This window comes from Haloarcula argentinensis DSM 12282 (assembly GCA_000336895.1).
Taxonomy (GTDB): Archaea; Halobacteriota; Halobacteria; order Halobacteriales; family Haloarculaceae; genus Haloarcula; species Haloarcula argentinensis.
In genome coordinates, this window is sequence record AOLX01000003.1 from 114870 (window position 1) to 134748 (window position 19879).

Consider the following 19879-nt stretch of genomic DNA (forward strand, 5'->3'; position numbering starts at 1 on the left):
GTCGACCGCGTTAACGACACGCTGCAGTCTGCGGGAGTAGCTGACTGCTTGGACACCGAGCGATTCACCACGAGTTACAGCTGCCGGGAGAACGATTCCAGTCGAGTATCCAAGCGACCATGCCCCACCGAATGTATTGTAGTGTTTCTCACCCCGGTCGAATGGATTCCGGGTTTCATGTTGCCGCCGGGTTTGGTCAGCCATCATTCCCGGCATTTTGGTGACAATCGCCGGATTCGATATGATCGTCTTTCCGAGCTGGTGCATTTGCTCGGCATACTGCAGCGGGTGAGCGACCATTTCGACTATGCCGACGACTGATTCTTTCCCAACCGTAGTGCCCGCTGAGACGTACCCCATGAAGGAGATGAATCCACGCTCTGAAGCTACAGTGGGCAGCTTTTCATACTCACGAGCGGCCTGACCGTAGGTGTCTGGGCCACTGATGGTTTGTCGTTTGCTGTTTCCGTGAATATCGGTCGTCTCGATGTCAACTGTGGTGGGTGAGAAGAATTTTCCTGTCCCTGTGATGATGGTCCCCACCGCCTCCCGGTCCACGTTGAATGTCCGGTCAGGATATGTCCCCGCTTCTTCATTGACTTCCGTAACCTGGATCTGGCGCTTTCCGTTTTTGTAGATATTGACACTGGTGTACCCACTGTCATCTACGACGCTGAATGAGACGGTATAGCTGGTTCCTTGAGCGTTATTCGTCTTTACCGAGAGCGGATAGACGACTGGCGCAGAGTGATCATGAATCGCTGGGTCAGACCCTTCCTGTAGTTCCTTCTTATCAGGGATAGTATCGCCGTCAGAATCACGCTGTCTCGGGTCAATCCCACTCTGGTGTTCTAGCAAATCATCTACGCCATCTTCGTCTGTATCCTTGTATAGTGGATCAGACGAGACTGTGACTTCCGTCAGCTTATTAACTGAATCCCGACTCTCGTCTTTTGTTGCATTCTCATATCGCTCACCTTGGTCAGGACTTGTAGCTAAGTGTGCATTCCAACCTTCCTGTTCAGTTTTATCGGAGAGTCCGTCCCCGTCGGTGTCGACGGCGGTCGGGTCGCTATTGAGTCGATAATAGGACCGCTCATAACTACCGGACTCGTTCTCTACTGAGAGGCGAATCCAGTCTCCGATCTCCTCACCGTCCGGTACCCCATCGCCGTCAGTATCCGGGTCAGTTGGGTCCGTCCGAATCGTCTCACCAGTCCCAGTCTTGAAGCCTCGCTCGATATGATCAGGCACCCCATCACCGTCGATATCCTGCTGGAGGCTAAGCCCTACGCGATCGACATATATTCTGGCGAAACCGTTCGTTTCGATGGAGAGGGTGGGTGTGGATAGCGACTCCAGCGGCAGTGACTCTGGTGACACAGTAACAGCGACGGACACACCGACAGGAACGGAAACGACGCCGAGTGACATCCCAACAACAACGACGACCGCAGTGACTGAACGCTCGACCGAAACGGACACCGAGGAATCAACCTCGACCCAGACCAGCAGCGGTGGGCCAGCAATCACACCGTCTCAGACCGCGGCCACAGACAATGTCGAGCCGTCTGGGAGCGCACCGACGAATTTGCTTATTCCCGGGAGCATGATCGTCGCTGTTCTCGGTGGGATCATCATCTACCGTCGGTTGTAGGAGCGGTTCCAGAACACACGATACGTTCTCACCTCGCTAATTAGCTCAGTTGGGGCGTCGTCTGTCTGGTCCCTTGTGAAGAGATGTCCGCAAGCTACTCGCCGGAGATAATGTCGTTCGCTTCGTCACGAGTCCGTTTAGCGGCCTCCTGAGCGTAGCCTTCATGGGTTGTCTCGATGGACTTGTGCCGCAGTACGTCTTGTGCTAGCTGTGGGTTTTCGCGATAGATTTCTCGCCCGAGGCCACGGCGAGCGCCGTGTGGTTTCAGCGGTTCCTCGAAGTCATACTCAGACCACTCACAAAGATCGATGAGGATGTTTCGGGCTGACTGGGTTGTGATCGACGGCGTCGGGTCCATTGGTTTCGCCGCGTTGTCGAGTCTGGGGAACACGGCCTCGTTCTCGTCAGGCTCTCGGAGTTGCTTCCAGCGCCGAAGTGGACGAAGTGCATCGTCAAGGATGGGTGCGGACTCTCGGGTGCGATTCTTGCCGAACACCTGCATCGTGCCAGCATCGAGGTTGACGTGACGCCACCGCAGGCCGTTCCGTTCCTCGTCATCGGAGACGGCGACGAGTTCCGCGCTGCGGGCTCCGGAGTAGGCGAATAAGAAGACGAGTGCCTGGTCGCGGTAGGCCGCCGTGCGGTCGACGTCACCACTTTCGCCGGCTTCGTCGACGCGAGCAGTAGCAGTGGCACAGATGGCTTCCCGGTCGCGTGTGGTCCAGTACTGTTGGTCAGTTTCAGTCTCGTCGGTCGGAAGCGGGCCTTCGGCGTGGTTGGTCTTGGCCGGGTTCGTCGGAATCAGGCCCTCGTAGACGGCCCATGTAAGGAACGAGCGGACGTAGGCGAAGTACCGCCGTGCTGTTTCCGGCGAGATATCGTCCCGGTCGTCGGCTCGGGCCAGCTCACGAGCGTATTGTCGGCAGAGATCGTCGTCGATGTCCTTGGGGTCAGTGATGCCATACTGGTCTCGACTCCATGCCGCGAACTTCCGCAGCACGCTCGCGACGTTCGTTCGGTAGCGCCCGGAGTCGATATCGACAAGTCGCTTCTCGATGGCTGCTTCGAGAGCGTCACTCCCGGGAGTAGCGTCGTACTCAGGCGGAAGCCGATCCATGCTTCCCATACAGCGGCGGCCCGGGTAAAACTGATGGTGCTTACTGCTGTAGTACAAACCTAATCCCAAAACCAGAATATCGACGTTTAGCCACCTGAACGACCTGATAACGTCATATGTCGTATGTAATAAATCATATGATGCTATACTAAATCCGCGCCAGCTGGAAGATGAGACTACAAGGGGTTCAGCGGGGCTGTGATGCGTGGTTTCGGCCGATTCAGTGAACGGAAACTGACTCAGATTGCTCTCCAAACACCCAATCTTGTTGAACCACCGACCATACACGCGAATTTCGACGACTCCCGGCAGCGTAGCCACTCAAAGTTGCTCAATTACGGGGGAGGGGGCTCTCTACCCGATTCCAGTTTTCTTCTTCAACAGCGTTAGCGTATTGTCCGCTGTCACAATTGGCGAGTGTTCATACTCACCGGTCAACTCTACCTGCACGAGCAGATCAACCGCTCGCCAGATTGAGTACAACAGACATGCGAACGCGAAGTAGAAGAACCGCAAACGGAAATCCTTCGGGGTCGTGGGTATCGAACTGGACGTATGCAAGCGGCACTGCGTGGACAAATGCTTCGACGCCTTCGTGTTCGTCGTGGTGGAACTAGGTTTCCGCGACGAGGCAGACATCTGATTCCAACGCTGGGAGGGATGAGCGATTGAACAGCGGGCTAGACTCGTACGTTGGCCAGCCGCGTCGGATAACTGGGAAATCTGACGGAAGACAGTGCGGCGAGACTCACGTGTCGGGGTCACGACGAGAAGCTGACCACAGGACGTTCAAGTATTCGTCCAACTGCCCAGTATAGAGGGTGAGTCGAACAAACCACGATGTCACTCTCAAATCATTATTCGAGTAATAGGACGCTGGGAAGGGTGTCGGAACTACGGGCCCGAAGAAGTGTGTAAGCGACGCCGACGACGCCATCAAAGAATGTCGGGTTGACAAACCACTCCGAGTGACCAGGCAACGAAAGCGTTCCGTCATCGTTCCGGCGAGCGAGCATCCTCCCTGCTAGCTCAAGCGCCCTGGATCGGTTGATATCGGTGTAACGGGAACCGACAAGCAGAGCCTCTGCACGACCAGCATTTCCACAGCAGACGTTATCTAAACTCGCTGGATCCGCTTTGGCAGTGACTGACAGGGCAGACATTGCTTGGTCAATCAGCGTCTCGTCATTGAGTTGTTCGCCGATCCCAATCCGTGTAAGTGCCATCCCGGACCTACCGTGACACCATCTATCCACATATTTGTCACTCTTGGTTGATTTCGGCCAGTTAACCAGAGAAGGATCATATAATTCAGACTCAAATTCAATAGTGTCTCGAGTTGCTTCAGCATACCGGCCATCATCGGTTACCGCTGCAAGGCTAGCGAGGGAATACGCAATCCCGCTTGTTCCGTGTGAAAATCCAGTCAACGGGTACTTATCGTCACTTGTAATCCATACTTGATGTCCACCAATATTGGTACGAGCTTCTAGCAATCGGTCTCCACAGGCGATAGCCCTGTCGAGAACGGTTGAATCTCCATATCGATCGTAATAGGCGAGAAGTCCCAACAATGTCCCAGCAGAGCCCTCCATGATATCAAGGGTGTCGTCAGCCGCCAGTCGATTTTCGGTCACCAAATGTGTAGCTTTTTCGGCGTACTTTCGGTAATACTCTTCATCTAATAACTCCGCGACAACTGAGAACACATATATTACGGAACCGATTCCTCTTATCCCACCAAGACCACATTTAAGAGTTCCTTCAAAAAGACTCTCGACCGTTGGGCTAAGTATGTCACTGACCTGTTGTCGGTAGTAATCACGCCCGGTAGCGTCATACAGTGCCGCTGCGGTAAGGGCGATTCCTCCTCTGCCCCAAAATAGTGAGTGGTCTGCCGGATAGAGGTTAGTTCCAGAGAAATCAGGCGTGATCGATACCCAACTGTTCGCTGTATCTATTTTTACATCAATCGCTTTATCGAATAAACCCTCCGCTTCGAGAAGAAGTTGCTTTTCGGTTGGTTCAACCGAAGACGGTACCGACCTCTCTGGGACTGACTTATCCAGGGATTGCTGGATCAACCATATCTGCCGATGCCGGTCAGTTGCATCCATCGAATCAAGTCTATTCCGGACATTTTCGTATCCTGAATTGTCGACGCAAACATCGACTTCAGAATTATCATGAAACACCTTACGCTGATTAATACGGGAAGAAAACCGTGGGACATCCAGTCGGCGCAGTGCCTGTCGTTCGGCTTCGTACAGCGGCCAGTACTTGTCGGTCCCTATCTGTCCGTCAAAGAACGGCACTGCGAGCGACTCAAACTCAAGAGACAAACGGGCACCATCTTGAAGTGGATTGCGTCCGACAGCTGAGCGCAAGATCGAAACGTATTGTATAGTCGACCGATACACTAGTCGATTCTCGACATCTCTAACTATTTCGGGGCTGGCAATTTCAGTAAGAAACCGCTCGTCCGCGTGCAGATTCTGGATTGTGTTATAAGCCTCATCGAATCCCTGAGTGATCGCATCAATGTATTCTTCTGGTGGTTGATCCGTATTACCTATAGATGGTGTATTCGTTCTGAGCCCGACTTCGACGCGCTCAATTTCGACGGACATTACATCAGTGTTAACTGCACTGATTATCGGACGAGTTCGGCTGGAGAGTTTCGTTCGATCACTGTTTCGTCCGAGCCCGGCAAGCGATGCGGCAAATCCTTCTTTATCAGGCTTACGTGGATCACCGGCAGAAAAACGAATGAGTGCAGTGGAAAGAACTGAATCATTTACTATTGCGGGAATTTCTGTTGGAACTGGCCAGGAATCCGGGCCAATATGTGGATGAAATATTGTCTCCCCATCAACAACCATAGGGTGCTCTCCTTGAACAATTAAATTCTCGAGCTGAATGTCGGTGAAGTTTAATACGTATGCAACACAGAGAATCGCTCCCGCCCGCTCGTAGTAACGTTTGGTAGCATCCTCCGATGGAAGATCTTGGTACTTAATTCGTTCCATCCAGCCATAACCGTCTCGGGAACAAAACTTGGGTGTCTGAATCGACGGAATCGAGAAGTAATCTTTGAGTCGGTCGAGAATTTCGTAGAACCTGATTCCGGCATCGACTGATCGTGGCTTATAGACGACACTTCCTGACTCGAACGAGACAAGAACTGGGAGTCGGCCACCATTGTGCGCGTCATCCGAGAGTGGCTCAAGTGAAATTATGTCACCTGAAATTCCAAATCGGCTTTTCAGGGCATCTCGGTCAGTTTGTATTCTCCGACTTACCTCGTCTGTGGCGTTAATCCATTGGTTGATTATCTGTACCAGTTGTCGAACAAGTACCGGATACTCTATACAAAGATTCCTGAACCCCTGTTTGAACATTGCATCGACGAACTGTTCGTAGTACGAAGTCGGTGGATCGGTAAATTCGTCAGGATCGGCGGCAGCCAGTTCCGGATCGTGATACTCGACAAAACTCTTGAATTCGACGTACAGTGCCCGTGTACAAAGCAGTTCAAGCTGCGATATGAGATTTTGAACCATCGGTGAAACCGCTTCCATGGGAATGGTCAATTCTGGCAACTGATTGCACGCGTATCTAGTGATTGGGGATAGTAATTCTCTGAACGGAGTGTCTGATGGGACAGAGATCTGTTCTTCATCAGTATCTGGGTTGGTCTCAATGTACTCGATTAATGCTTCCACACTGAATATCCACTCAGGAAGGGGCTCATTGGCAGGCCAATGGGTTGCAGCCATCTGTTCGTGAACCCGAGATTCTGTAAACCCCTCTCGTTCTAATCTGGCTTGGAAAGATTCTTCATCCGGAAACAACTCTTTCCACTCACGAAGCATTTGATCCGGCTCTATAGGAGGCTCTGTTATAGGGTCGTTTCCTGGTCCGTTCAGCCGTTCGTGAAGAGTACGCGCTCTACCGGCAATTTCACGCCGTTCTTTTTCTGTAAATATATCACTCATGGGGGTGAAGTTGAAAAATTATGGAACTTGAATGCTATCTCTTCTACTCGTCACTCGGAAATACGGTAATACCGCACGTCAAAACCCAGCATTTATCATCGTCCGCTTTTGCTACACCAGGAATATCTTGATTATCAGACTCCGGTGATAGAGTAACTTCGTCGAATTCAGCATCGTATGTGTCTTTGTCCAACTGTTCACCAATACTATTTATGGAGTAGCTCTCCATATTCATACTTGTCTAAGCAGTAGTAGATAAATCCTTGCTTATTATTGTCGGCTGTTAGATATATGCTACAGTCTAACAGTGGGATCACCGCAGTTCAGCGTGGGAACGACGCCACCGAATCCTGTGTGGGAGTCGATTCATTTGTTCTGCTTAGCGGTGAACTAAGCCAAATTTACCTGATTCTGCCTCTCTGCGCAGCCGTTCTCTGGACGATTACTACCGGTGCTACAACGCTACTAGTGGTGACTAGGCACTGTGTCCTAGTGATCTTTACCAACCGATGGCGCCAGAGTTAGCCATGTACATGCGCGACCTCTTCGAACACGGACCCGACAAGATTGCTGTTCTGGACATGATTTCAGAGGCTTTCAACCGATTTCGTGAAATTATCAGTGCTGATGAGGCGATTCTTCGGTTCCATGAACTTCTTTCCGATGAGTTCAAAGCTCACAAAGAGGGGGAACACAACTCCACCAGATCACAATCTAACCGAGCAATCAATAGAGGACTACAGCATCACACAAGAAAACACATAACAATACGGAGTTTGAAATAGAACCTTGGTTACAGGGCCATCTCGTTCTGTTTGATCGCGCGTACTTCGGCTACCGCCGGTTCGTGCTGATCGACGAGAATGGACTACTTTTTTATACCACTCAAAAACGACGGATGCCCGGAGATAACAGCGAATTACGGGATTGGCGTGGCGACGCCACTCTCTCGAAAGGAACCCAGATACAGGATATGGTGGACGGTATGTATCGTCAGTATATCGACGTTGGGGTCAAAGCTGGGTTCGACAGTCGTGATTACGGGGTATGTAATCACGTGATGGCAAACGTTTCAGCGGTGTCGGCATCTGCGACGAGGACGATGAATACTAGTTATACAGCATAAATCTGCCGAGAGAAGCTTTTTTGAGGATGTCGCGACGAACTACAGCTGTCGGTGGGAGACGGAGGTTATTGCGTGAACTGAATACGCAATACGAACTGGACAAGTTCGACACTACGAAAAAGTACGTAGTGAAGATACTGCTGTACACTGCGTTGTTTTCCCACTGGTGAGTCATGTACTACTCAATTTGCTGATCGAACACGCTGATGAGGAGATCGTGTTTCCACCAGAACGCTGGGTGTGTGGCCGCACACTCATCTTATCCTTCACCGGTTTGGTTAGTCTCTCGGTTACTCATCACTGCCATTGCTCAAATGACCCCTCTTCGACGTACACAACGTTCACCGAGAATGCCAAACCCTACATAGGAAGCCCGCTACCGCGATGCAACCGACAGGAGAGATTTAAACTGAAGAGGAATGGTCCAATCATTTTGAGGTATTCGCCTGCGTAAACACAAAGGTAGCCCCGAGTATTGGGATAGGAGGGTTTCACAGGGGTTCGAGACGGATGTCATGTGGCTTGACCCGAGATAATTTACGTAACTCGGTGGTTCCCTGTGGTTGGCATCCGAGAATTTAATAGAATCGAATAACTCAGGAATTGGCTGATGAGCAGTGGAGTGCTAGACGCGTCGGGCGAGTAGTCGCGTTTGTCAGGCGACTCACTTTCGACCCAGGATTACAGTATGATCTCGAGTGTAGGTTTCCTGCTGACAAACACAGAATGACGAGTGTACACCTGTTATATAAAGTGTATAATTTCTTAATGTATATTATCAGGCACATGTGTTATGTTAGATAGGTGTGATGTCCTAGAGATCGTTCTGTAGCTACAAACTGCCAGTCTTGGACTTAGTTTATGAGTTCTCCGTATCCGTTCTAGTTCAGTGGAGGTCAAAAGCGAGCTCACGCGATACAATCTGTGGAACAGGCGAAGAATCTGCTGGGTCGAAGTGTTTGGTGGCTGCAATCACGTATAAAGAGTTCGACGATGTTACTCAAGATGATGCAGCAGAACTCGCTGGACGTTCATCATGATCATATCAGGCCGATTATTCAGCGTTGATGGATGTGATCGGACTCAAACCGAGGGGACTCCAGAAGAGAATTGGCGGCATGCTTCTAGTTGTTCAATAATCATTTCATAGGTGTCCTCGAGGAAAATCTGTACTCTGTCGAGGGCAGTTGTCGTAATAACTTTTTGCCAACGATACTATTCCACCGGTGAAGTAAGTGTAAGGCTCATCCAAACCGCTACTCATCCGTTTCAGTTTCTTGGTTTACCGACCCACACCGACGCCGCTGAGTGATTCAAGGGAGCTACAAGATTATACTTTGGAGCGGTTTGGTTATTGGCACCCTGCCGCACAGGAGTTCCAATCAGAGAGATCGCCAATTTTCTCAACAACTGCAATAGCTATCGGTTCTGCTGGCTCTTCGCCACCAATAGCAATCATCAGGTTCTCCTTATCAGGCTTACTCACACTGATGTCCGCATTGAGTTCAGGGGTACCTTCAACTTTGCTTTCCTCGTCTATTGCGACTGAGACTGTGTAAGTCCCACTAGTGGAAAGTACATCATTGTATTGTGCGACGTGCTTTTCGTCAATATCACCATTTGGGGGAAGATCAGCGCCCCCCTCGGCATCGAATTGTTTGTTGAGTACACGCTCGCTATCGGGATTGATTACCTCGATTGAACCAATGCAGCGACCATCCAAGGCGTTAACAATAGTGATGTCTTCTAATCCAATTGGAAGACTACCAGCGGATTCACTGAGGGAGGAACAACCACTAACTCCAGCGACCATGGCACTGAAACCGAGGAGGATGGATCGGCGGTTCGTCAGATTTTGGTCGCTATTTGAGGAAATCATAAGCATTCTGTACTTTCACATAGGAGCTATTAATATATTTTGATGACTACCAGATACCAATCCTTGTGCGGGGAGAGAATCCCACATAGAAGGAGGAGTGATTGAGATGTCTGCTTGCTAAAGTGTGCCCAAACAACAACAGTAAGCAGACCATGAAATCTACGAGGACCCGCTGCTTAACTTTCTCGTCAACGTTCTCTCAGTGCGTTTGGTGTGAGTCTCGCCGCAAACGCTGATATCGACCTCGCTCTCACACTGTGTGATCGGAGTGAAGATAGCCCATCCAGTACGGACATCCTCTGTCACCTCCGACGGAAACACTCTCGTTTCGGTGGACGGTCTCACCCAAACGGCCACCTGACAACCGGTTTGAGCGGTAATCGCTGACTGGATCAGCTACTCCGAGAGCAGCAACACTGTCATGTCGACGGCAGGCTGCCGCCGACGCTGACATCTTCGTGGCTTCGACTGCCAGAAGCTGCGGTCAAGTACCGTCCAGACAACTGTTTCGGCGGTAGACTCGCTCGTCAGAAACAGTTACTCGTGGACGATTTATTTGGTACTGAGTTTCGCATACGATATGTGTTAATACGACATTTTGATCACTCAGCACCGGAGATAGCTAGCAAGGTTGGACTGTCTTACGATGCTCACTGGCCGCCCAGTTTCTCACCGAGAAACACATGCAGTATATTTAATATTCCTCCAACCAGACACATCTATATGGTATCAGTTGCTAATGTCTTTCTTCAGTTGAATAGTCGGATTGACACACAACCACTGCGGATAGAGGTGGAGACTTGATTCGGAAGTTTGCGGTTGTAATTGCCTGTCTCGTAGTACTTAATTCGATCCCACTCTCAGTCGCGGGCGCCAGCGTGAACGCTTCCATCACTAATGTTACCGTGTCACCACCATCGCCAGCACCGGGCGAGACGGTCACGTTCGATACAACCGTTCGGAACCTCCAAAGCAGTGACGCCCCGCTCGAAATCAACGACATCGTGATCCGGAAGTCGGGTGGAGAAGGTATCACAGAGTACGAACGTGTTTCAGATTTGGGCTCAATATCGCCGGGCAGCACGCTAGACGTGCCCCTGACCGCTTCGTTTAGTTCTTCCGGAGACAAAGACCTCCGTGCCATCGTTTACGGCCATGATCGTGGCACTGGCGAGAATGTCCTGCTCAAATACCCAGTCCAGATACAAGTTCAGGAACGCCATCCTAAAGTCGACATCACGGTGAATGACTCAGTCGCTGGTGTCGAATCTGGTGGTCACGTCACTGTTGCGAACGGCCTCGATACCAAAATCTCGAACGTTGAGATCACCATGGACGGCAAGGGCATCGAAATGACTCAAGACCGGATAGTACAGGCGAGCGTCGCGCAGAACGATTCAGTGACTGCTCCGTTCAAGTTTCGACCAACTGAAGTCGGGGAGCAAACCCTCACTGCCACTGTCCGCTACACCGTCGATAACAAAACTACACGGAATATCACCAAAACAACGGTAATTACCCCGGACCCGCTCCGCGACAGTGTGAAACTTGACACTACTGCAGTGGGCAGCGGCAGCGACCGCGCGCTCCGGGTCACAGTCTCGAATCGTGCGAATGCTCCGATATCGAACGTCGCTGTCGGCGGAACATCAGAGAATGCGTCGCTCCAGCCAATCACCTTGGAGACCCTCTCAGCCGGTTCTTCCCGGCAAGTACGGCTGAACGCGACGCTGGATGAGCCGCAGGCAGATATCACGGTGTCTGCCGACTACAAACTCGGCACTAAGACAGAAAGCATAAACAGGACGACGTCGCTTCGCTCCGTCCCGGGTACAATACATCTCGCCGGACTAAATGTGATTCAGCAGGACGGAAAAGTTCAAATTTCCGGGAGCGCGAGCAACGCTGGAGAAACAGCAACCGACAGTGTGCTGGTCAGTGTCGTTGACACTGAGGCAGTCACCCCAGCGACACCAAACCGCGAGTACTTCGTTGGGACGGTCCCAGCCAGTGATTTCGTCTCGTTCGACGTGCACGCGCGGACTAAAGAGAATATCACCGAGGTCCCGCTGAAAGTAACGTATCTCGTCGACAGCAAGCGAAAGACACAGACCTTCGATGTAGCAGTTGAGCAGCCGGGAAGCGCGGCACAGCCTCCAAAATCCAGTGTCGAGGACACTAACCAGAGCAGAGCAGCATGTTCCCAATGTTCGCCGTGGGCGGGGTGGTGCTGTTGATTGCTGTTGGCGCGCTCGTGTACAGATACCGCAGCGGTGATGACGACATCGAGGTATGACGGTTATCGACACACAAGAGCTGGTCAAACGCTATCGCACGGGTGGCCAGACGCTGGACGCGCTAGCGGGTATCGACTTTGCAATTGAACCCGGGGAATTCGTCTCTATCATGGGACCCAGTGGCAGTGGCAAGACAACCTTGCTCAATATCCTTGGGCTACTGGCGACGCCGACGGAAGGGAAGGTTGTTTTAGACGGTACAGACGTGACCGGCCTCAACGATCGTAAACGGACCACGCTCCGTAAGCAGACTATCGGCTTCGTGTTCCAGCATTTCTACCTGCTACCAACGTTGACCGCTGTCGAGAACGTCAAAGTTCCACGACTGCTCAACGACGACCCGGGACTGACAAACCGAGCCAGGAAACTCTTAGAGAGGTTAGGCTTAGGCGACCGACTTGACCACCGGCCAGACGAGCTTTCTGGTGGTCAGAAGCAACGCGTCGCCATTGCCCGGTCACTTATCAACAGCCCGAAGCTCGTCCTAGCTGACGAGCCAAGCGGAGCCCTAGACAGCGATACTGGCCGGCAGATACTTGATGAGTTCAAGCGCATCGCTGACCAAGACAACGTGGCTATCGTCGCGGTCACCCATGACGAATTGGTCAACGAGTACGTCGATCGGACTGTCCATCTGGTTGATGGCACTATTGGACAAGAGGGCAAAAATGGCCGGTAGGTTCCTCCCAGCCGTGCTGATGGCACGGCGCAACCTCACGCGGACGAAGATGCGGTCACTACTGGCGTCCCTCGGTATTGTCATTGGTGTTGTCGCCATTGCTTCGCTGGGGATGTTCGGCGTTGCGCTCCAGTACTCATTTAGCCAGAATCTTTCGAATGTCGGGAGTGATATCACAGTTGTTCCAAATTCGGAAGAAAACGTCACAGACCTCACTGAGCGCGACGTACAGACTATCCGCCGAGAGGTGAGTGCTGATGCAACTGTCACAGCAGTAAAAAACCGTATGGAACCGGTATCATATGGCCGTGGGGAACCAGGGCAAAAACGAATATGGGGGATTCAGAATCCGAAGAGACTGTACGAAGCCGATGAGGGTCAGATCACTCCGTTCCGGAATGGTGCTCTCGTTGGGTCAAACGTGGCAGAGGAGCACAACCTTCACCCAGGGAGTAAAATTATTATCAATGGGAGCACTGTTCGAGTTCAGGCCGTATTAAACGAGGAGGGGTACTCTCCAACCAACCCTAATAATCGGATAATCATACCTATCGAGTCATTTGGACAACGTGAATACTCGGGGGTGATCGTCAGCGAATCAACTGGAACACAAGCTAATGAAACCGCCATGAAAATTCGTGACTCGCTAAATCAGCGAAAAAAGCGAGTCTCTGTCGAAGAAATGAGCTCGGTTGTCGAACAATACGAAGAGCAATTCCAGATAATCAACATTGTTCTCACCGGTATTGCATCGATTTCGCTGTTCGTAGCCGGCATCTCCATCCTCAACGTGATGTTAATGTCCACTGTCGAACGTCGAGAAGAGATAGGTGTGCTTAGAGCTGTTGGCTACCAGAAACGGGATGTACTCAAGGTAATGCTGATGGAAGCAATGTTGCTTGGGCTCTTTGGTGGCATCGCTGGCGTTATCCTGAGCATCGGTTCTGGGCTGGCAATCAACCACTATACTGTTGGAAACGCGATAGCTGTCTTCAGGCTGCCAAACGCCTGGTACGTCGGTGCTGCGTTCGCCTTCGGCGTACTGATGAGTATGGTTAGCGGTCTGTATCCAGCATGGAAAGCAGCGAGTAAAGAACCAGTCGACGCACTACGAAGCTAGCTCTTCGTGTCGTCACCGTGTTCAGGTAGCGGCTCACCCCCGTTTGACGAATCCTGTATTTATTTCTTTCGGCATGTGGTATGATTACATGGAAAGGGATTTAGTCGGATCAGACGCTGGCGTAATACCAGCCTTAGCGCCGGTTTGTCGCAAATTATATTGTTGTTGTACTCAAAAGTTCAAACTGCACTAGTGTAATGAGGTCCAAATTGTTAGGTAAAATCTCAAGGACAAGAGAGATGAGCAACAAATGTGGTTTGCTAAGAAACAAGCTAAGATGATATCGAGCTCTAAAAGCGAGTTTTCACTCGTGTTGACAGGGGATATCGCACCGTCACGGCGGTTGTTCCCAGAGGAGGATATAATAGATATATTACAAGATGCGGACGCGACTGTTGGCAATTTTGAAGGGCCAATCACCGAAGCGTGTGGCCCCCCGGCGGGGTTCAATAACGGAATGTACCTCCGCACACCACCGTGTCTACTTGAGGATCTTCTAAATGCTGGTTTCGACAGCTTTACTGCAGCATCAAATCATAGTGCAGACTTTCTTTGGAAAGGCATGATATCCACGATGACTGCGTTCGAAGAGCGCAACGTCCCATACGCGGGGCTTGGCCGGAATATCGAGGCCGCTCGAGCCCCTGCTTACCTCGACACTTCTGCTGGCAGACTTGGAGTAGTTGCAGCATCAAATGAATTAAAACCGGGGACTCATGCAGGGACATCGGTTCCGAGAGGTGAGCCCCGACCAGGAGTTGCCCCATTGCGTACCAGCCCTGTCTATCGGGTTTCCCATGAGCAGCTTGCTCAGCTTAAATCAATTAGTGAGGCGATTGGTCTGGAAAGAATTAAATCGGGTCTGAATATGAGCTTGGATGACGGAAAACACCTAATGCTGGACCTAGGTCATGGACAGGGCATCCATTTTATGGCATCAGAGGGAGAACCCCGCGTGACATACCAACTCAGTAGCGTGGATGCTGACGCTCTCCTAAAACAAATTGAACAGGCTACTCACCGGAGTGATGTTACTGTCGCCAGCCTGCATGTCCATACTGGTGCTAATGGACGTATAAACGATCAGTCTGTGCCGGAGTTTCTAGAGGTAGTTGCACACAAGTGTATTAATGCCGGTGCAGATGTAGTGATGTGTCACGGGCCACATGTCCTCCGTGGTATCGAAATCTTCAATGACGCACCGATATTTTATAGCCTCGGAGATTTCGCCATGCAACACCAAACAATTGAGGAATTCCCAGCAGAAATGTACACAATCCATGATACGGATCCTGATACAATGCCTGGTACATTTGTCAAAATGCTAGAGGAGGATTCCGGATTCCCTGCCACAATGGCTCCAAAATCCAAACTCGGCAAGAGCATATTACCACTATGTACGTTCGATGATGGGCTCACAGTCAAGCTGTATCCCCTTGACCTTGGAAAGGACAAGCCGGTTTACCAGCGTGGCAGTCCACAACTCGCGGATAAGGAGTTAGCAATCAATATACTCGATGATCTGGAACGTTTATCAACGATGTATGGGACATCAATCGAGCGATCGGACGGTATCGGCACCATCCGGATTACAGGTTGAAAACAGGAATTAATATGAGACACCTCCGCCGTCTCAGTAGTGTCGTTATTTTGGCTCTGTTGAAATCCTCAAAGAATTACAGATGCGAGCGGTAGTGCGACTGAATGCAGGCCTTCCCAAAGTCGCAGTTGCTTCGGTTCGTTGAGCGGGCGTACCACTTGGCTCGTCGTGCGGTGCTCGCTACTCGTCGAAGTTCTCGAAACAACGGTACACACTCCACCAGCACATCGTCTTGCTCTGTCTCAAGGTGCGAAAGAATACGACGTACCGGATGATTCTCGACGAGCTGATCGAGATGCCTCGGATTCGCAGAGCCATCGACCTTTTGAGGAACTTCCAACGCCTTCGACACTGTGTAAGGCGTTCAATCGCCTTGACATGGCCGTATGGTGTCTCCTGCTCAGCCTTTCGGTCGCATCCTTCCGACCAACGGTGTCGTCGGTATCGATGCCTCCGGGTTCGACCGCAGCCACGCCTCAAAACACTACACAAAGCGAGCGAAGTTGACGATTCAGCAGTTGAAAGTCACGCTTCTCGTAGACGTGTGGTCGAGCGCAATCATCGACGCACACGTGACGACGACACGAAAACACGACTCGCAAATTGCACCGTCGCTCATCAAGCATCGAGCGTTCTCGTCACTTCACAAGGCGTGGAATGCTCGGTTGGATGCCGATCTCTACGGTCAGCGCAGTCAAAACGAGACAGTGCACTCACGTCTCAAGCAGAGATACGGCGCATTCGTCCGCTCACGGCACTGGTGGAAACAGTTTCGGGAACTCACCATCGTCTGTTTCACCCATAACATCAACCGATCACTCCAATTAGCAGGTTCAGTGGAATAATTTATCGCCGATCCAATTGTTGTGTCCATCATGAAGTCTTGGTCCTCAGCGTTGGTCGGTATCGGAAGCGGTGCCGTACTTGGCTATGTCTTTGGAATACAGCGTGGAGATTTATGGATTGGGGGCAGTATTGCAGTTACGTCGTCAATTGCAGGGTGCGGTTTTCTTGCGTATCCCCAGTATCGAACTAGATGGTCTAGTCCTCACTCGAAATTCTGGTACACTCTCGTTAGTGTGTTGGCACCCACGCTGATGCTTCTTACCCCAAACAGTACGCTTCTCGCCGATGATCTGTCGATAGTGGTTTTCCTTGGTTGTCTCTGGCTCGGCGGCGTGTATGCTGGTGTAGCACTTGCACACGAGTTCCCAAGCAATACCAATAACGAAGCACCATCTACTTCGCAATCGTCCCCTAGCGATTAAGGCTCGGTGCGCACGATTGATGCACAGTGAATAGTATCTAGATATTAGAATTTCAACAGAGCCGTTATTTTCAGTAAGAGCGTTCCACGCACAAATCGGAGGTTAAGATCCAGAATATAAATAGCAATGAACTTCTGCCCACAACTGGGGTCTAGCTCTGAATTCGTTGTGCAGGCGTGAGAGGAGTTCACCCTTGGTGAATTTATCTCAGCTCATCGGCCCCACTTCAGAACGGTGGTAGCAGGTCTGACGAGATGATTTCTGCTGCTCGGAGACTATCCCTGAAAGGCATATCAAATCCCAAAATGCCGCGAGATATGTTCTTCACATGTCTCTGTCTACGCGACAGTCACGAAATCAACCGGGCAGAACTCATACTAAAATATCAAAAGCTATTAATATTAAGGGTAGCTAACACAATACATGACCGTAGCAATTGGTGAATATCAAACCGATACAGATAATAAAAAGCTCTACGATAGCAAATTTAACGACTCCAATGCTCAGTCAACGAGTAGTGGGAATGGTGGCGAGGAATTTGTTTCGTGCAATATGTCTTGTGGTCCAACGTGTCTGATCACAGCACATCAAACCTGTGGTAATCGGCGCAATTAAATCGGCTAACGATCTAATTGATATATCTGGGCACAGCCATTTTTAAAAGTCTAGCACTATCAATATAAGCTCCGCGAAAGTTTGTACCCACACAGATCGTATAGAAACGGTCAGTCCTGGCTTTGGGGGTCTGAAACCGTCGTCCGATGTGGTTTCAGCCGTGCAGTCGCACAATGCATTGGGAGGACACGCCCTTTGAATAGCTCAACTACGACCGAATCCGATGGGCTGTGAGTAACACTTCTTAATAGGTCCTCAGCCAAGTATTTGCGCTGATATCGAATCAACAGATAGCGGCTGGTTTAGCCGCAAAACTCGAATGCGTGTGACATTCCTATTAATTCAACCAGACAGAATTGTTCAACTGATGCAGATTGCCAAATAATAAGAGCCTATCCTATCAATAATGCCCCATCACACCTCGCATTCGTGCGATCCTCCCCGCGCGGTAGAAGCAATAGTAGCCTATTAGAAGGTAGGTCGTAGAGGTTATTACGAGAATAGCGAGTTCCGCTGCAGGGAGGTCCCAAATGCGAACTGCATCTTCCATGACAACTCGAGTGAAGTAGCTTCCGTGTGCTACTGGCAGAAGCATCAGCCACCTAATTTCATTTACAGGTGCTGCGATTAGCCCGATGAACCCAAACTGTAGTAACTGAAATACATTTTCGATACGTTTGTAGATGAGGGCGAGTCCCCCAAACAGGTAGCCGAGTCCAATGACAGACATCAGTGTTAAAAATACCAGTGGAACTACTGAAAATGGATCAAAGGTCAACCACCGACCAGTGGTGGCCATCATCAATATCAGGAGTAGCAGTCCCCACAGGAAGCTAAAACAGACGTTAACAACCGTCATTACACCCATAACAGTCCCAAGCCCATGTGGAGACATATAGAGTCGTTCAAGCGTTCCCCACTGTGCTTCGCGGGTAACACTCCAAGCCAATCCTGAATACGATGTAATGGCAAGTGAGAATAGAAAGAAACCAACGATTATGCCGTCGAGCGAGTCAGTAAGTGCAGGGCCAGCGATGGCCTGGCCACCAAAGAATATCAGTAAAAAGAATATAAACAGTGTCAGGAACTCTGACGCAGTATTTACCGGATATCGGACGAGAAGAATCCATTTCTTATATGTGATTACCTTGAGTAATGCAATCAACGAAGGATCGGCGTCGGACGAGTCGAAATCAGAAGTCGCCATGTGTGTCTATGTTTACGGATGATGATTTGTCGGATTGGTCAACGTTGTCGTTTTTCCCTTTCGGTTTCGTCTCACTGTTCTTCAGGTTAGAACTGCTGCGTTTACCATTAAAATTGGAGTGCCCGGAATTGGATTCGACCAGTCGAAGAAACACCTCTTCTAAGTCCGGATCGACAGTTCTGATGTTTCGGATATCTGGTTCATGCTTCTCGAGTGCGTTCATTACATCGAATATTTCAGCCTCCCTATTTGTTGTTACAGTAATGATTAGATGGTTCGTTTCGTTAGTACAATTGACGCCGTCATATCGTTCTAATTTCCGGCGGATCTCCTTCTTATCAGGAGCATTCACAGTAATCTCGTATTGGCTCGTCTGGAATAACTCCAGCAGGGCGTCGACCGTATCGTACTCAACTACCTTTCCTTCATTAAGTATGATTACACGATCACAAATATCCTCGATTACGTCCATGTCATGGCTACAGAGAATAATCGTTACGTCTTCCTGATCAGCCAGTTGGCTCAACTCAGAGCGTAGTTCTAGCGATGTCTCGATGTCAAGGCCAAGCGTCGGTTCGTCCAGAAAGATCACCTCAACATCACGCGCCAACGTTGACGCCAATGACACTTTCTGTTTCATTCCACGCGAAAGTTCGTTAACCGTGGTATCAGCACAGTCAGTGAGGCCAAATTGTTCTAGGTGAGTTTCATGCTTTTCTCGCAAGTCAGTGGGATTATCGCCGCCAAGACCAGCGAAGAAGGCAAGATTCTCTCGAACAGTCAGTCGCCAGTAGACGTTTCTCGCACCTTCGAGAATTGCCCCTATGTTGTTATACGCGATCTTCGGATCATCATAAACATCGATTCCAGCAATCTTGACGGTTCCTGCGTCCGGAATGACTAATCCTAGCATGGATTTGATTGCTGTCGTCTTTCCAGCTCCGTTCGGACCCAGCAGTCCGACAACATCCCCCCTTTCAATTTCGAACGACAGGCCGTCGACAGCAGTCACAGCATTTTCCCCATCTCCGAACGTTTTCTGGAGGTTTTCAACATAGACTGCTGGTCCATTATCTGACTCACTCATTTATGATATCATCCTTATATTTCGAATGTTCATACTACTCCATATAATAACTGTCGTTTCATTCATATTCACATATGACTTCATGGGAAGCCTGCTGATGTGAGCCTGTCATAGAAAGCGTCACGTGCGAGGCGGCAGGGTTTGGAAACTGTGTCCACCAGCACCAAGTCCCTGCAGAGCATATGCATTCCCTGCACTGTGTCTCCAACTCGTCATTGCAATTACCGAC

General features: G+C 50.4%; 10 protein-coding genes and 3 pseudogenes. 6 read left to right on the forward strand and 7 right to left on the reverse strand.

Annotation, left to right across the window (positions count from 1 at the left end):
- Window positions 1-1348: 1348 nt before the first annotated feature.
- A pseudogene (locus tag C443_RS00585) lies at window positions 1349-1657 on the forward strand (hypothetical protein); the annotation flags it as partial.
- 94 nt (window positions 1658-1751) lie between these two features.
- Here the strand turns inward: C443_RS00585 and C443_RS00590 are convergent.
- From C443_RS00590 to C443_RS00620, 5 genes and pseudogenes are all read right to left on the reverse strand, one after another.
- On the reverse strand, window positions 1752-2774 hold the full coding sequence (locus tag C443_RS00590) for a tyrosine-type recombinase/integrase (protein WP_005532791.1): 1023 nt from the start codon (window positions 2772-2774) through the stop codon (window positions 1752-1754).
- 354 nt (window positions 2775-3128) lie between these two features.
- A pseudogene (locus tag C443_RS22025) lies at window positions 3129-3311 on the reverse strand (transposase); the annotation flags it as partial.
- 320 nt (window positions 3312-3631) lie between these two features.
- The gene (locus tag C443_RS00600; RefSeq protein ID WP_049943790.1) at window positions 3632-6772 is read right to left on the reverse strand and encodes a type 2 lanthipeptide synthetase LanM family protein; all 3141 of its coding nucleotides are present in this window, start codon (window positions 6770-6772) and stop codon (window positions 3632-3634) included.
- A 43-nt stretch (window positions 6773-6815) separates the two neighbouring features.
- Window positions 6816-7001, reverse strand: a complete 186-nt coding sequence (locus C443_RS21375) for a hypothetical protein (RefSeq protein ID WP_049943791.1) — start codon at window positions 6999-7001, stop codon at window positions 6816-6818.
- Between the two features lie 2248 nt (window positions 7002-9249).
- Entirely contained in the window at window positions 9250-9777 is a 528-nt protein-coding gene (locus C443_RS00620; protein ID WP_152422990.1) for a hypothetical protein, read from the reverse strand.
- Between the two features lie 878 nt (window positions 9778-10655).
- Between C443_RS00620 and C443_RS00625 the strand changes: the two genes are divergently transcribed.
- From C443_RS00625 to C443_RS00645, 5 genes and pseudogenes are all read left to right on the forward strand, one after another.
- Entirely contained in the window at window positions 10656-12014 is a 1359-nt protein-coding gene (locus C443_RS00625; RefSeq protein ID WP_311241356.1) for a hypothetical protein, read from the forward strand.
- A 55-nt stretch (window positions 12015-12069) separates the two neighbouring features.
- Window positions 12070-12753 (forward strand): ABC transporter ATP-binding protein, encoded by a 684-nt coding sequence (locus tag C443_RS00630; RefSeq protein ID WP_005532803.1) that lies wholly within the window; start codon window positions 12070-12072, stop codon window positions 12751-12753.
- Entirely contained in the window at window positions 12743-13873 is a 1131-nt protein-coding gene (locus C443_RS00635; RefSeq protein ID WP_005532806.1) for an ABC transporter permease, read from the forward strand. Before C443_RS00630 ends, C443_RS00635 begins: the two co-directional genes overlap by 11 nt.
- A 250-nt stretch (window positions 13874-14123) precedes the next feature.
- Window positions 14124-15473 carry a CapA family protein gene (locus C443_RS20595; protein WP_080505419.1) on the forward strand — a complete coding sequence of 450 codons (1350 nt, stop codon included), beginning with the start codon at window positions 14124-14126 and terminating at the stop codon, window positions 15471-15473.
- A gap of 104 nt (window positions 15474-15577) precedes the next feature.
- A pseudogene (locus tag C443_RS00645) lies at window positions 15578-16318 on the forward strand (IS5/IS1182 family transposase).
- Between the two features lie 1438 nt (window positions 16319-17756).
- On the opposite strand, the gene C443_RS00650 reads toward C443_RS00645, so the two are convergent.
- Together C443_RS00650 and C443_RS00655 are read right to left on the reverse strand one after the other, a co-directional pair.
- Window positions 17757-18563, reverse strand: a complete 807-nt coding sequence (locus tag C443_RS00650) for a hypothetical protein (protein WP_005532812.1) — start codon at window positions 18561-18563, stop codon at window positions 17757-17759.
- A complete protein-coding gene (locus tag C443_RS00655) occupies window positions 18550-19650 on the reverse strand; it encodes an ABC transporter ATP-binding protein (protein ID WP_005532813.1) in 1101 nt (366 codons plus the stop codon). Before C443_RS00655 ends, C443_RS00650 begins: the two co-directional genes overlap by 14 nt.
- Window positions 19651-19879: the final 229 nt, after the last annotated feature.

What these genes read in the sequence shown, in the direction of transcription:
- C443_RS00630 (WP_005532803.1), top strand. Translation starts at nt 12,070, where the DNA reads ATGACGGTTATCGACACACAAGAGCTGGTCAAACGCTATCGCACGGGT.
- C443_RS00650 (WP_005532812.1), bottom strand. Translation starts at nt 18,563, where the DNA reads ATGGCGACTTCTGATTTCGACTCGTCCGACGCCGATCCTTCGTTGATT.
- C443_RS00600 (WP_049943790.1), bottom strand. Translation starts at nt 6,772, where the DNA reads ATGAGTGATATATTTACAGAAAAAGAACGGCGTGAAATTGCCGGTAGA.
- C443_RS00655 (WP_005532813.1), bottom strand. Translation starts at nt 19,650, where the DNA reads ATGAGTGAGTCAGATAATGGACCAGCAGTCTATGTTGAAAACCTCCAG.
- C443_RS00590 (WP_005532791.1), bottom strand. Translation starts at nt 2,774, where the DNA reads ATGGATCGGCTTCCGCCTGAGTACGACGCTACTCCCGGGAGTGACGCT.
- C443_RS20595 (WP_080505419.1), top strand. Translation starts at nt 14,124, where the DNA reads ATGTGGTTTGCTAAGAAACAAGCTAAGATGATATCGAGCTCTAAAAGC.
- C443_RS00635 (WP_005532806.1), top strand. Translation starts at nt 12,743, where the DNA reads ATGGCCGGTAGGTTCCTCCCAGCCGTGCTGATGGCACGGCGCAACCTC.
- C443_RS21375 (WP_049943791.1), bottom strand. Translation starts at nt 7,001, where the DNA reads ATGGAGAGCTACTCCATAAATAGTATTGGTGAACAGTTGGACAAAGAC.
- C443_RS00620 (WP_152422990.1), bottom strand. Translation starts at nt 9,777, where the DNA reads ATGATTTCCTCAAATAGCGACCAAAATCTGACGAACCGCCGATCCATC.